Below are 12,968 nucleotides of genomic sequence, written 5' to 3'. Positions count from 1 at the left end.
GCATGCCGAACCGAAAATAGTTCAGTGGTATGCGCACTTCCACCGCGCTTATTTACTATGGGAATTTTCAGAATTATTGGAGAGACCGCACAACGTGGACGTCCCGGCAAAAGCCCTTTAGTGCGTTGTATACGTGTTGAGCACGGGAATACTTGGTGCAAATTCCTAGAACAGTTGGCCCGGTTCCCGTCATGGTGGCGGCATCTGCCCCGAACTGCAGCATTTTGGTTTTAATCCGGGTAATGGCCGGGCAAACCTGGGCAGTGATTGGTTCTAATACGTTCCCTGTTAGTTCAAGTAATCGGGTATAATTTCCAGCTTGAATAGCTCGAACGGCCTCGATGACCGCCACGTGTTCTAAGGTTTCGTAGTTAATTTGCCGTAAAATCGTGGGAGTTGAAATGTTATCGTGTGGTTTAGCGATGACAAACCACATTGGTGGGAGCGTCTTTAACGGTGTAATTTGCTCTCCCCGGCCAGTTACGTGAGCGGGAATCCCGTAAACGCAAAACGGAACATCTGCATCAATCGTTAGGCCAATTTGGGCAAGCTCGCGGATAGTTAAGCCTAACTGCCATAAGGAATTAAGGCCGCGTAAGACGGCTGCTGCATCGCTTGAACCGCCCCCCATTCCGGCGGCAACGGGAATGTGCTTGTCAATAGTAATGGTGACCCCTTCGTGAATGTTAAATCGCGTTTGAAGGGTCTTAGCAGCCTGGTACGCAAGGTTGTGGTAGTCCCGTGGCAGGTAGCTTGTATCTGTTTGGACGGTAATTTTCATCGTATCCGGAATGGTTTTAAGGTGGATGTAATCGGCCAGGTCAATGGCGGTCATGATCATGTCCCATTCAGGGGCGCCATCCTGGTGACGAAACGGGGTATCAAGGATCAGGTTTACCTTGGCAGGGGCTTTCGCGGTTAATTCCATCTTGTCACCATCTTTCCGTCCATTTTTCTTCCATCATTATACTGGTTATCAAAATATGAAACAAGCAACCGTGAAATGAAAGAAAAAGTTATTGACGCGGGAAAACTGCGATGATACCCTAAACATTGTCTTAAATAGTACTTATTACTATTTACATTACGATTAACAGGAGGACAGTGAATGATGAGGTGGCATCGCTGGTGGGTTGCAGTAATCGCACTCTTTACTTTGGGAGTTACTTGGAGTACTACCCCACAACGGGTGGTCGCGGCATCAACGCACCGGCTTCAGGTTGTGACGACTTTTTATCCGGTATACGACTTTACAAAGGCGGTTGTAGGAAATAGGGCGGACGTATCCGTTTTAATTCCTGCAGGGACAGAACCCCATGATTTTGAACCGACCGCCCGGGAGGTAGCCCGGATGTCACGGGCGGACATGGTAATTTACACAACAAAGTACATGGCACCGTGGATTGATGCTTTACGGCCAAGTTTGCGGGATGATCACACGACATTGGTTGCGGCTGGCAAGGGAATTCCGCTGATTAGTACACGGAATGAGATGAATGCGCAGGATGCTTTGCTAGTTCAGGAACACCGGCAGGAAGCGGGCTATTTTGGTGGTGGGGGTGCGAAGGACCCGCATATTTGGCTTGATCCGGTTAATGCAGTTGCGATGGTTCGAAACATTGAACGGGGAGTATGCCAAAAAGATCCCGGAAACGCCGCTTATTACCGGCGAAACGCCCGACACTATATTAGGCAGTTGTACGGTCTTGATCGGAAATACCGGCGGGCATTTAAGGGGTGTCATTCGCGAACGTTTATTACCCAACACGCTGCGTTTGGCTATCTTGCGCGGCGGTACGGGTTACACCAGATTACGATTGCGGGGATTTCCGATAATGAGGAACCTAGCCCGCAACGGCTGGCACTTCTGCACCAGTACATTCGGCGCACACATACGCCAGTGCTCTTTGCTGAGGCGGATGCATCCCAGAAAATTGCACGGGTGTTAGCTCATGATACCCAGGTGCAGGTGCGCCCGCTTAATCCGCTTGAAAGTTTAACGACAACGGAAATTCGGCACGGCGCTAACTACTTAACGGTCATGAGGACCAACTTGCAGGAACTGAAGCACGCAATTCACTAGGAGGAAAGAATGAATTACATTGAAGTTCACGATTTATCCTTTGTTTATGAGGACCATCCCGTTCTTCAACACGTTAGCATGACAGTGCGGGACGGTGAGTTTGTTGTTTTGGCAGGGGAAAATGGGGCGGCTAAGTCCACGTTATTGCGAACCATTCTTGGGGAAGCTAGGCCGGCCCACGGGACAGCCCGGATGGCGCCCCGTAATCGGTACGGCCGCTCCTTAAAAGTGGGGTATTTACCCCAACAAATTGCGGCGTTTAACGCCGGTTTTCCGTCAACCGTCTATGAACTGGTGGCTTCCGGTCGCTTTCAACGGGGACGGTGGTTTCACCCACTTCGGGAGCATGACCGGCGCCATATTCAAAAGGCGCTTGATGCTGTTGGAATGTGGGAGTGGCGGCAACACCGCATTGGGGAACTCTCAGGGGGGCAAAAGCAGCGGGTTTGTCTGGCTCGTATCTTTGCGGCGGACCCTGATTTGTTTATTTTGGATGAGCCCACAACTGGAATGGATACTGAAACCCGGGCGCAGTTTTATCAGCTATTGCAACACGAGGTTCAAGCACACAGGAAGAGTATTTTAATGGTGTCGCACGATAACGATAACGTGATGGATTATGCAGACCGGCAGGTTCGGTTGGTTAGAATGGAGGGAATCCAATGGCGATGTTTTTCTATAGCTTCATGCAACGCGCACTAGTTACCGCGGTTTTAATGGCGGTTTTGGCCCCGCTACTCGGGTTGTTTTTAATTTTACGGCGACAATCCCTGATGGCTGATACTCTTTCCCACGTTTCATTGGCGGGGGTGGCCCTGGGGTTATTCGTTAACCTAAACCCTACGATTACCACATTGGTGGTGGTGGTACTGGCAACCATCTTAATTGAGTACATTACCCGGGCATACAAAACGTACGCTGAAGTTGCGATTGCAATTATTATGGCAGCGGGGTTAGCGATTGCGTTAACCTTGATGAGCCTTGATCGGGGGACCTCTGCGCTGAGCGTTGATCAGTATCTGTTCGGGTCAATCGTTGCGATTAGTAACCAGCAGGTGCTTTTATTGGCGGTGCTTACGGTGATTGTGGTTGGAGCATATATTCTTTTTCACCGGCCGATGTACGTGATGACGTTTAGCCCAGCAACGGCGCGGGCAGAAGGGTTACCCGTGTCGTACATGTCGTTGGTTTTTAACGCCTTAACGGGAATTACAATTGCAGTGATTATGCCGATTGCGGGGGCGTTATTAGTCTCAGCGGTAATGATTCTTCCGGCAGCGATTGCGATGCGGATAGCCCGGCGCTTCAATGCTGTTGTTTTTGCCGGTATTGGTATTGGAATGATTGGCACAGTTGGGGGACTAGTGTGCTCGTATGATTTTAACACACCACCGGGCGCAGCCATCACTTTGCTACTGGTAGCCATTTTTTTGACTTGCCTTGGTGGTCGGGGAATATGGTGGCGGCTTCGCGGCCGGCGCCAGCAGATTAATCACTAATGTTTCCGGACAAATGGTGTTATTGTGAACCTTTTTTAGTGACAAAGACGAACTTTTTTATAAAAAACAGGGGCAAAGGGTTGTAAATTCGTCAGGGTTCCATATAATTTAATTATGCAAATCATGGACTTCATTCATTATTTTTTATTAGAAACGGAGGAATTGTGGTGAAGGCACGGCGCAGTGAGCGGCTGATTGACATGACTAATTACCTGTTATCCCGGCCGCATAAGCTTATTTCGTTAACGTTCTTTGCTAACCGGTACGAGTCGGCAAAGTCATCAATCAGTGAGGATTTAACCATTGTAAAGCGAACGTTCGCTCAGTGGGGGATCGGGGTAATCGAAACGATTCCCGGTGCTGCTGGCGGCGTGATTTTTACTCCGTCCATTAGCGAACAAGAGGTCCGAGCGTTTATTGATGAAATGACGGACCAGCTTTCAGAGGAGAGCCGGCTGCTTCCGGGAGGATACGTTTACCTGTCCGATTTATTAGGGCAACCTGAGGTTCTTCAGCGGGTTGGGCGGTTAATTGCCCGGCAATACATTGACAAGAAGGTTGATGCGGTGATGACCGTTGCAACCAAAGGGGTGCCGATTGCACAGAGTGCCTCCCAGTATCTGGATGTTCCGTTTGTTATTGTACGGCGGGATTCTAAGATTACTGAGGGGGCGACCGTTTCGGTCAACTACGTTTCGGGCTCAAGTAAGCGGGTTGAAAAAATGGAGTTGTCTAAGCGGAGCCTGCAAGAGGGCGCGAATGTTCTGGTAGTTGATGACTTCATGAAGGGCGGCGGAACCGTTAACGGAATGAAGAGCATGATTGAGGAGTTTAACGCTAACCTGGTTGGAATTACGGTCTTTGCGGAAGCGGCCTTTGATGGTCAGCGGATGGTTGAAGATTACACTTCATTATTAAAGGTTGATAAGGTCAATACGTTGGATAAGAAAATCCACGTTAGTGCGGGAAACTACCTCGAACAGGTTTTTGGGTAAAACAAAAGTGTGAATGTGAAAAACCGGGAACATGATGAGGATCATGTTCCCGGTTTTTAATTATCACTATTGAATTAATTACTGGGCGCCGTAAACAGCTGGTGCGGTGTGCCCGGTTCCTAATCCTTGATTAGCAGCTTGGGAATCATAGGTATTTGCGGGCGTAGTTGCACCCGTAGAATTACCATATGGAGTACCCGCATCCTTAATATCTTGCTCATATTCTTGCTCGGTAGAGGTTCCGGCAAGGGTCGTTCCGGTCTTGGCGTGTTTTAATCCTAGTGCAGCCCGAATGATATTAGTAATTCGCTGTTTTTCGGAGTGGTATGGCACCTCGTAATCTTCACCGCCAATTACTTCGGTATGGCCTTGAAGGTGGGTGGACTTCATGTGATGAGTTGCTACCCGGTACTTTGAACCGAGAATCAGGAGGTCATCAAAGGTTAAGTCGGTGCGCATTTGCTTGGAAACCGTCTTCATGAAGTTCTGGTTAATCAGACTGGTGAGGTCTGATCCCTTAAAGGCCAATTTCATAAGAACCTGTCGTTGCCGTTCTTGCCGACCATAATCACCGAGTGGATCCTGGTGGCGCATTCGGACATAAGCCAGGGTTTTTTTGGCGTTCATGTGCGTCTTCTTTCCCTCGGTGAAGTGGTACCCACCATAACTAAAGGTTAACGTTGGCTTAACCGTTACCCCATCTACGGCCTTAATGAGACTTTCTAGCCCACCCATGTTGATGGTGGCGTAAAAATCAATCGGAATGTTGAGGTAACGTTGCACGGTCTTTACCGCCGTGTACGAACTGCCGTACTGGTAGGCGGCGTTAATCTTACTCGGGTAGTCGTTTTCGTGCTTGTAGATGGCAACTAGCGTATCCCGGGGAATGCTGACTAGCGTCATCGCCTTTTTCTTAGGATTCAGCACGCACACAATCATCGTGTCGGTCCGTCCCTTGAAGTTTCGGCCAAGCGCTCCGGTATCTGTTCCCATTAGTAAGACAGAAATCGGTTTCCCTTCTTTTAGCATCTTGGAAACATTGCGTTCCTTTTGCATTCCGGTGGCCTGAAACATCAGGTTAGATTCCTGGTGAGCGTACTCAAACCGGTTATAAAAGAAGAAACACCCGTAAGCAAGCGCAATTACAGTCACAAGGAGCCCCCAGAAGAACCACCGTTGCCGCTTTTCCTGGCGATTGTTGGTTGTTGTTGGCCGGGAAAAGGTCCGTCGGCGTTCCCGCCGGCTGTGGCGGGAAGGGGAGGCGTTCCCGACGTATCCTTTTTCCTCTTCTTCGGGGGTTAGGGAGTACGGTTCCCGGGAGTTATCTTCATAGTGGCCGTGTTGCCCATCGTCTTCAAATGGATAACCAATCCGCCGGCGTTGTTGCTGGTGGGGATTGAATTCAGAATCATTATGTTGTGTTCGCCGTGAGGCCATTAAAACTTCCTCCAATTCATCGGGGGTTGATAGCGGTAATCGCTATTAAACGTGATAAACAAAGCGGAGGCCGTGCATAGCGCACTCTCCGTTCTAGTTGCGGGAATTAGAATGGATTCCCTAATTACAAAGTTACGGGTAAAGATTACCTACTGTGTCCCATGATAAAACTGAAAATGAGGATAAGCAACACAATCGTTGTTAAGACAACGTAAAGTATGTCCTTTTCCTTAACGAAGGAGTAGATAGAAACAACCACCCGTAAAACTGGCGTTAACAGCAAAAGGAACAATCCCCCCATCATGATAGCCGCCGGTTTTAGTGTGCAAATCCCGGTTACAATTCCTGTGAGGGTTGTGGGGAAGAAGTTTTTCGTTGCATAGCCGCCGCCATGACGAATAAACAGCAGAAGTAATCCGATTAACATAACAACGGCTGCAAAAATTACTCCGATCCGCATGATATGACCGATTAGCAGTGCAACATCTTGTTCCTTATCAACACCCGTTTGGTTGTGCGTGAGTTTATTTTGTTGGTTTTTTTCGTTCATTTCATCATCACCCAATGTTAATTCCAAATGCTTTCAGGGCCATCTGTAATCCAAGGTACAAGAAAACCGGGACAAAGATCATGCGTAGGATCCGCGTTGGCAGTTTTTGCATAATCCGGCTACCAAGTAGGGAGCCGACAAGAATTCCTAGAGCCAAAGGAACGGCGATTTCTGGCCGGATGGCGCCGCTAAAGAAATAAACCGTTGCTGATGCGGCGGCCGTAACCCCCATCATTAGGTTACTCGTTGCACTTGATGGCTTTAGGGGCATCTTCATGGCGTTATCAAGTGCCATGACCTTGAATGCTCCTGAACCAATTCCCAGCATTCCAGAAGCAAGCCCAGCCCCAAACATAATGGCTAACCCGCCGGGAATATTTTGAACATCGTAATGCACTTCCTCGTGGGTGTTCTTATCGTAGTAAGAACTGTTGAGCTTGAAACGGACAGCCCATTTATCAGGTTTTGCCCGGTGAAGCACTTCCTCACCAGCCATTAATTTCCGCACCATGTTAAGTGATGCGAAGAGTAAGAGGCATCCAAACAGAAAATATAGAATCTTACCGTTCATTGACCCGGTTAAGAGGGCCCCAATGACGGCCCCGCTGGCTGTGGCCACTTCTAAGAACATGGCAACCCGAAGGTTGATTAAGTCGTCTTTTAAAAAAGCGATGGTTGAACCAGAGCTGGTGGCAATCACCGCGATGATGCTTGCTCCGATAGCGTACTTAATGTTGAGCCCGAATAGGAGGGTGACGATTGGAGTGACAATCATCCCGCCCCCAATTCCAAGAATTGCGCCGAGCGTTCCGGCAAGGAACCCCACAAAAAGCATGATCGCTGCTGTTGTAATCATACGTAACGCTCCTTTTTATAAAATCACCTTCATTATACTCTTTTCAAAAAGACCGGCTGATTAAGTTTTGGTTCTGCTGCGGGTTAGTGCATAAAGTATGGTATATTGAAGGCAAACTGAAATATGACTAAGAACGGGTGAGGAGTTAATGTATACGTGTGAACGCTGTGGCCACCAGTTAGAAGGAAACCAAGACAAGTGTGCCTTTTGCGGTGCCCGGCAACAACGGGATAATGCTACGGGTGAAAAGAAAAAATGTAAGAAGTGTCACCGTGATATTCCGGTAAACGCTAATTTTTGTCCGTACTGTGGGGCGGATCAAGCATACCTCGATCCGAATGAACTCCACCAGGAAGAAGAGGAGGATCTCCAGGGAAAGACCGTGCAGGGTGACAGGCCAATTCGGGTGACAACAATCAATAGTGAGGAGGACCTTCAGCGGTTCTTGATGGAAATGCAGCAGCAAATGCAACGAGAACAGCAGCGGGTGCCACACCTTCCCCGAAATGAGTCAGCTGAACCGGGGATTATTCCTTCAACGAAGTTAATGATGCGGGATACGTTTGTTTTAGGAAAACGGATGGGCCGGGCAGATTTTTGGTGGGGAACGCTTGGATTGGTTTTATTGCTGGCCTGTTATACGGTGGTTGTTGGGCTAGGGGTTCAGCTGTTAGTTGAACTCGGAATTAGTAAAACACTTGCTCTTCGGGTTGGCTTTACCCTTGGAATGGCTGGAACAACGGCAGCTGTGATTTGTAACTTAACGGCTCAGGTTCGGCGGTTTCATGACGCTGAATTACCCGCGTTTTTCTTTCTTTTTATTATCCTGTTAGGGGATATTCCGCTGCTTTTATTGTGCATAAAGGGACAGGTAATTACTAATGATCGGTATACTTTTCAGGCTCCCCGGGAACGGATGATAGCGTTTGAACAGCACTTCCAGCAGCACCAGCAAGAAGCCAAACAAGAAGAGGAACAAGATGAAGCGGAGAACCGGGTGCGGAATGCGGGGAAACAGCATGATGAGCACCATGACGATCAAGATGAGTGAGTTAGGGATTGTATTTAAGCGCTAAGTTTGGTATTGTAACACTATCGAACAGAGGTTGCGGTAATCAGTAGTAACTTAGTTGAGGCAGGGGATTGCCATTGAAGCTAGGTGAAAGGGTGCACCGCCGAAGCCTTACCTGGATCCTCCCGGGTGAAGCTGGGCGTCTGGTTAAGAGCTGGACGACTGTCGCGGGTGACCGCGGAGCGCTATCGATATCCATGAATCAGAGATAACTGTGAAGTGAGTGGGGCGTAGTTCGAGGCTACGCCCTTTTTGGTGTTGATTAGTGTTTGCCTCAATAATATTACTGAGGAGGACGAACCCATGAAAAAGGATTCGCACGAATATTCACTAAAACGGGACTTAAAGACCCGGCATCTTTCGATGATTGCCCTCGGAGGAAGTATCGGGACGGGGCTGTTTGTCGCTTCGGGTTCCGCAATCTCTACGGCCGGCCCTGGAGGCGGGTTGATTGCCTACGTCGCAATTGGGGTGATGGTGTACTTCTTGATGACGTCACTGGGAGAAATGGCGACATACATGCCGGTGTCGGGATCATTTGCTACGTACACAAAGCGGTTTGTTGACCCGGCATTAGGCTTTGCGATGGGGTGGAATTACTGGTTTAACTGGGCAATCACTATTGCGGTTGATGTCTCAACGGCGGCATTGGTGCTGCAGTTCTGGTTCCCCCACGTTCCTAATTGGATTTTTAGTCTGGGCGCATTAAGCTTAGTCTTCTTGATTAACTTTCTCTCCGTTAGGTCGTACGGAGAGACAGAATACTGGTTATCCCTGGTAAAGATTGTTACCGTTATTGTTTTCTTGTTGGTTGGTTTTCTTACCATCTTAGGCATTATGGGAGGGGGCCATGCGGTTGGCCTTCGTAACTTCACATACAAGCAGGCCCCGTTTGTGGGCGGATTGCCGGCAATTCTCAACGTCTTTGTTGTTGCTGGATTCTCATTCCAGGGGACGGAACTTGTTGGGGTTACGGCTGGCGAATCAGCCACACCTGAAAAAAGTGTGCCGACAGCAATCAAGCAGGTTTTCTGGCGGATTCTGTTATTTTACATCCTGTCAATCTTCGTAATTGCTTGCATTATTCCGTATACCAGTCCGGATTTACTAGGTTCTTCGGCTAAGGATATTGCCATTAGCCCGTTCACGCTGGTCTTTAAACGGGTCGGGTTAGCCTCGGCGGCCTCCGTGATGAATGCGGTCATTCTTACGGCGGTTCTGTCATCGGCTAATTCGGGGATGTACGCATCAACCCGGATGTTAATGTCGCTGGGGCAAACCGGTGATGCTCCGCGGATTTTTGGCAAAGTGAACCAACGGGGAATTCCGCTTCCAGCGTTACTGGTAACAACATTGGTTGGGTTGGCCACGTTCTTGACGAGTATTTTTGGGCAAAAGGTTTATATTTTCTTAGTGGCTGCGAGCGGGTTAACCGGGTTTATTGCGTGGGTTGGAATTGCAATTTCGCATTATCGGTTCCGGCGGGCGTACGTTGCTCAGGGGAAGGACTTAAACGCTCTGAAGTACAAGGCAAAATGGTTCCCGTTTGGGCCGGTTATGGCGTTTGTAATGTGTATTTTAGTGATTGTGGGGCAAAATACTAAGGCGTTTACCCACCTTGACTGGTATCAAATTTTGATTACGTACATGTCGATTCCGTTGTTCTTCGGACTGTTTTTCTACTACAAATTCAAGCATCATACGAAGTTAATTCCGCTCAAGGAAGTTGACCTGACGACGACCCGGGTAACGGAGAAGAAACAGGTTGACAAGTAGGCGGAGCGGATTATACTGAAACCAAAGCTAAAGTGTTAAACATCATAATTCGCCATAAGTAGGTTTTCAGAGACGGGGAATGGTGAGAGCTCCGAACCGAAACTCCAGCGGGTTAAGTATGGGCGGGTAATGCCGCACGGGAGACCGTTACCTCAGTTGAGTGCGCAAGGAATGCGAACTTGGGTGGTACCGCGAAACGGAGTCCGTTCGTCCCATGGGATGACGGGCTCCGTTTACTTTTTTAAGGAGGAATACCATGTTAGACGTTAAGGATATTCGAAAGAACCCGGATGAATACAAACAGCGGTTGGCTGCCCGGGGAGTGACTGCGGACCAGATTGATCAATTAATTGCGGCGGATGCCAAGCGGCGGGAACTTCTCCAGCAAAGTGAAGAGCTCAAAAAAGAACGGAATGATGTTTCGGCAGCAATTGCTCAGGCCAAGCGAAATAAAGAAGATGCCACGAATGCGATTACCCGGATGCGGGAGGTTGGGCAGCAAATTAAGCAACTGGATAATGAATTGATGATGGTTCAAGAACAGGTTAAGGATATGGCTTCACGGTTGCCGAACCTTCCAAACCCGACCATCCCGATGAGTATGAATGAGGAAGACGCTGTTGAGATCAAAAAGGTGGGGACACCACGGGAGTTTGATTTTGAACCTAAGGCTCACTGGGACATCGGTGAGGACCTTGACATTCTTGATTTTGAACGGGGAGCGAAAGTTGCGGGTGCTCGGTTTGTGTATTACAAGGGATTAGGTGCTAAGTTGGAGCGGGCCGTGTACAACTTTATGCTAGATGAGCATGAAAGGGAAGGGTACACGGAAATGATCCCACCATACATCGTTAATGCTGCTTCGATGTACGGAACGAGTCAGTTTCCAAAATTTAAAGAAGACGTTTATCAGGTAAATGGTGAGGACATGACGTTAATTCCAACAGCTGAGGTGCCCCTTACTAATTATTACCGCGATGAGGTGATTCCGCGGGAACAGCTACCGGTTTACGAAACGGCCCTGACGCCGTGTTTCCGGTCTGAAGCCGGAAGTGCTGGTCGGGATACCCGGGGGTTAATTCGGATGCATCAGTTTAATAAGGTGGAAATGGTGAAGTTCTGTACGCCAGAGACATCCTATGATGAATTAGAAAAGATGACGCAAAACGCCGGGAATATTTTGGATAAACTGGGATTGCCGTACCATATTATTACGCTGGCTTCCGGTGATATGAGCTTCAGTGCGGCAATGACGCATGACCTTGAAGTGTGGATGCCAGCACAGAATAAGTACCGGGAAATTTCTAGTTGCTCTAACTGTGAGGATTTCCAGGCACGGCGGGCGCACATTCAGTACCGTGACGAAAACGGCAAGCGACACTTTGTTCATACGCTAAACGGTTCTGGGTTAGCAGTTGGGCGGACGGTAGCAGCCATCCTTGAGAATTATCAGAATGTGGACGGGACGGTTACCATCCCAGAGGTTTTGCGGCCATACATGCATGGGATTGAAAAGATTACGAAGTAGCGGCGGAATTAAAACTACAAGGTAGGAGGAGCGGAAGCATAGGTTGGATTAATCCTGGGTTACAGGTATGGTGAAATTTGGATGTTTCCGTACTAAGAATACGAATAACAAGAAGGATGAAACTTCTTGGTTAAAAGGCTTCAGGGAATTGTTCCCTGAGGCCTTTTGTGGTATCGTGACGGTAAAAAATGGAGAATAACGATGACAAAGTTTTACTTTTTGCGCCACGGGCGTACAGTGTATAACAAAGAGCTTCGTATTCAAGGCGCACGGGCGGATTCGCCGTTATTAGATCAAAGTGTTCAGGATGCACGTTTAGCGGGAAAGTATTTACAAAACATTCCGTTTGAGGCAGTGTATGCCAGTCCCCTTGGTCGAACCCAACGCACCGTTCAGTTAGCGTGTGCGGCAGCGGGGATTACATTGCATCCAGTGCTAGTCGATGATTGGCGAGAGTTCGATTTTGGAAAATGGGATGGTGTTTTAGAAGACGATGTGGTTAAGCGACCGGAGTTTGATGCGTTGATTAATCATCCCAGTCAGTTCGATGGAACGGCGTTAGGCGCGGAATCGTATGCGCATTTTATTCAGCGAATTAAACGGCCGTTGCAGTCTGTTTATCGGCAACACCCTAGTGGGAATGTGCTGGTAGTGGCCCACGCGATGGTAATTTCATACTTACTCCAAACGATTCGGGGATTAAGTGTGGATGAGGTTCGTCCGGCCGGGTTAGTGGCGAATACGAGCATTTCGGTCCTTGAAACGCAAGATGGGCAATCATACGCCGTTCCTATGTGGAACAATACGGAATTTTTAAAATAGTGGTTGACGCTGTTTTGTTGAACTGGTATATTAATAGGCGTTGTCGGTGGACGACCGTTATTGAGAATTAGGGCTTGACGGACAGGTTCTTTTCTCGCTATAATAGGTTAGTCGCTTGGGCGACGGTAGATCTTTGAAAACTGAACACAGTATCGACGAATTAAATGTGTAGGGCTCTTTTGAGCAACATAATTTAACGAAGTCAAACTTCGCTAGTAATAAATAATGAGTCACGAATTCAAAATGAGAGTTTGATCCTGGCTCAGGACGAACGCTGGCGGCGTGCCTAATACATGCAAGTCGAACGCGAAACCTTTACACCGAGTGCTTGCACTCACCGTAAAGGATTC

General features: G+C 48.4%; 12 protein-coding genes, 1 rRNA gene and 1 riboswitch. Of the genes, 9 read left to right on the top strand and 4 right to left on the bottom strand.

All coding sequences use genetic code 11. The features are described 5' to 3' along the window. Positions 1 to 73: 73 nt before the first annotated feature. Entirely contained in the window at positions 74 to 928 is an 855-nt protein-coding gene (ispE, locus tag ACI3E1_RS04490; protein WP_405024463.1) for a 4-(cytidine 5'-diphospho)-2-C-methyl-D-erythritol kinase, read from the bottom strand. 180 nt (positions 929 to 1,108) lie between these two features. Here ispE and ACI3E1_RS04485 point away from each other — a divergent pair, with 180 nt between their 5' ends. The 4 genes from ACI3E1_RS04485 to purR all read left to right on the top strand — a co-directional run bounded on the left by ACI3E1_RS04485 (position 1,109) and on the right by purR (position 4,577). Then, on the top strand, positions 1,109 to 2,083 hold the full coding sequence (locus tag ACI3E1_RS04485) for a metal ABC transporter substrate-binding protein (protein WP_405024462.1): 975 nt from the start codon (positions 1,109 to 1,111) through the stop codon (positions 2,081 to 2,083). A gap of 9 nt (positions 2,084 to 2,092) precedes the next feature. Beyond that, complete coding sequence (locus ACI3E1_RS04480; protein ID WP_405024461.1) at positions 2,093 to 2,785, top strand: metal ABC transporter ATP-binding protein; 693 nt, start codon at positions 2,093 to 2,095, stop codon at positions 2,783 to 2,785. After that, a complete protein-coding gene (locus tag ACI3E1_RS04475) occupies positions 2,746 to 3,582 on the top strand; it encodes a metal ABC transporter permease (protein ID WP_405024460.1) in 837 nt (278 codons plus the stop codon). Before ACI3E1_RS04480 ends, ACI3E1_RS04475 begins: the two co-directional genes overlap by 40 nt. A gap of 167 nt (positions 3,583 to 3,749) precedes the next feature. After that, complete coding sequence (gene purR, locus ACI3E1_RS04470; protein WP_405024459.1) at positions 3,750 to 4,577, top strand: pur operon repressor; 828 nt, start codon at positions 3,750 to 3,752, stop codon at positions 4,575 to 4,577. Between the two features lie 78 nt (positions 4,578 to 4,655). Here purR and ACI3E1_RS04465 read toward each other — a convergent pair whose 3' ends face one another. The 3 genes from ACI3E1_RS04465 to ACI3E1_RS04455 all read right to left on the bottom strand — a co-directional run bounded on the left by ACI3E1_RS04465 (position 4,656) and on the right by ACI3E1_RS04455 (position 7,420). Then, entirely contained in the window at positions 4,656 to 6,014 is a 1,359-nt protein-coding gene (locus tag ACI3E1_RS04465; protein WP_405024458.1) for an LCP family protein, read from the bottom strand. A gap of 145 nt (positions 6,015 to 6,159) precedes the next feature. Further along, on the bottom strand, positions 6,160 to 6,474 hold the full coding sequence (locus ACI3E1_RS04460; protein WP_405024607.1) for a DUF1634 domain-containing protein: 315 nt from the start codon (positions 6,472 to 6,474) through the stop codon (positions 6,160 to 6,162). 97 nt (positions 6,475 to 6,571) lie between these two features. After that, complete coding sequence (locus ACI3E1_RS04455; RefSeq protein ID WP_405024457.1) at positions 6,572 to 7,420, bottom strand: sulfite exporter TauE/SafE family protein; 849 nt, start codon at positions 7,418 to 7,420, stop codon at positions 6,572 to 6,574. A 148-nt stretch (positions 7,421 to 7,568) separates the two neighbouring features. On the opposite strand from ACI3E1_RS04455, the gene ACI3E1_RS04450 reads away from it, so the two are divergent. From ACI3E1_RS04450 to ACI3E1_RS04430, 5 genes are all read left to right on the top strand, one after another. Beyond that, complete coding sequence (locus ACI3E1_RS04450) at positions 7,569 to 8,471, top strand: zinc-ribbon domain-containing protein (protein WP_405024456.1); 903 nt, start codon at positions 7,569 to 7,571, stop codon at positions 8,469 to 8,471. Positions 8,472 to 8,512: 41 nt separating this feature from the next. Continuing rightward, positions 8,513 to 8,688, top strand: a riboswitch (Lysine riboswitch). Positions 8,689 to 8,795: 107 nt separating this feature from the next. After that, complete coding sequence (locus tag ACI3E1_RS04445; RefSeq protein ID WP_405024455.1) at positions 8,796 to 10,268, top strand: amino acid permease; 1,473 nt, start codon at positions 8,796 to 8,798, stop codon at positions 10,266 to 10,268. A 256-nt stretch (positions 10,269 to 10,524) separates the two neighbouring features. Next, positions 10,525 to 11,796 carry a serine--tRNA ligase gene (gene serS, locus ACI3E1_RS04440; protein ID WP_405024454.1) on the top strand — a complete coding sequence of 424 codons (1,272 nt, stop codon included), beginning with the start codon at positions 10,525 to 10,527 and terminating at the stop codon, positions 11,794 to 11,796. Positions 11,797 to 11,997: 201 nt separating this feature from the next. After that, complete coding sequence (locus tag ACI3E1_RS04435; protein ID WP_405024453.1) at positions 11,998 to 12,618, top strand: histidine phosphatase family protein; 621 nt, start codon at positions 11,998 to 12,000, stop codon at positions 12,616 to 12,618. Positions 12,619 to 12,857: 239 nt separating this feature from the next. Continuing rightward, a 16S ribosomal RNA gene (locus ACI3E1_RS04430) occupies positions 12,858 to 12,968 on the top strand; the annotation flags it as partial.

The sequence above is a fragment of the Ligilactobacillus sp. LYQ139 genome (assembly GCF_045033025.1).
Lineage (GTDB): Bacteria > Bacillota > Bacilli > Lactobacillales > Lactobacillaceae > Ligilactobacillus.
Note: the sequence above shows the minus strand (reverse complement) of the source record. Positions and strands in the feature narration are given on the sequence as shown.

Excerpts from the sequence above, each read along its gene's own strand:
- ispE (WP_405024463.1), bottom strand. The coding sequence starts at position 928 with ATGGAATTAACCGCGAAAGCCCCTGCCAAGGTAAACCTGATCCTTGAT.
- ACI3E1_RS04485 (WP_405024462.1), top strand. The coding sequence starts at position 1,109 with ATGATGAGGTGGCATCGCTGGTGGGTTGCAGTAATCGCACTCTTTACT.
- ACI3E1_RS04480 (WP_405024461.1), top strand. The coding sequence starts at position 2,093 with ATGAATTACATTGAAGTTCACGATTTATCCTTTGTTTATGAGGACCAT.
- ACI3E1_RS04475 (WP_405024460.1), top strand. The coding sequence starts at position 2,746 with ATGGCGATGTTTTTCTATAGCTTCATGCAACGCGCACTAGTTACCGCG.
- ACI3E1_RS04465 (WP_405024458.1), bottom strand. The coding sequence starts at position 6,014 with ATGGCCTCACGGCGAACACAACATAATGATTCTGAATTCAATCCCCAC.
- ACI3E1_RS04460 (WP_405024607.1), bottom strand. The coding sequence starts at position 6,474 with ATGCGGATCGGAGTAATTTTTGCAGCCGTTGTTATGTTAATCGGATTA.
- ACI3E1_RS04455 (WP_405024457.1), bottom strand. The coding sequence starts at position 7,420 with ATGATTACAACAGCAGCGATCATGCTTTTTGTGGGGTTCCTTGCCGGA.
- ACI3E1_RS04450 (WP_405024456.1), top strand. The coding sequence starts at position 7,569 with ATGTATACGTGTGAACGCTGTGGCCACCAGTTAGAAGGAAACCAAGAC.
- ACI3E1_RS04445 (WP_405024455.1), top strand. The coding sequence starts at position 8,796 with ATGAAAAAGGATTCGCACGAATATTCACTAAAACGGGACTTAAAGACC.
- serS (WP_405024454.1), top strand. The coding sequence starts at position 10,525 with ATGTTAGACGTTAAGGATATTCGAAAGAACCCGGATGAATACAAACAG.
- ACI3E1_RS04435 (WP_405024453.1), top strand. The coding sequence starts at position 11,998 with ATGACAAAGTTTTACTTTTTGCGCCACGGGCGTACAGTGTATAACAAA.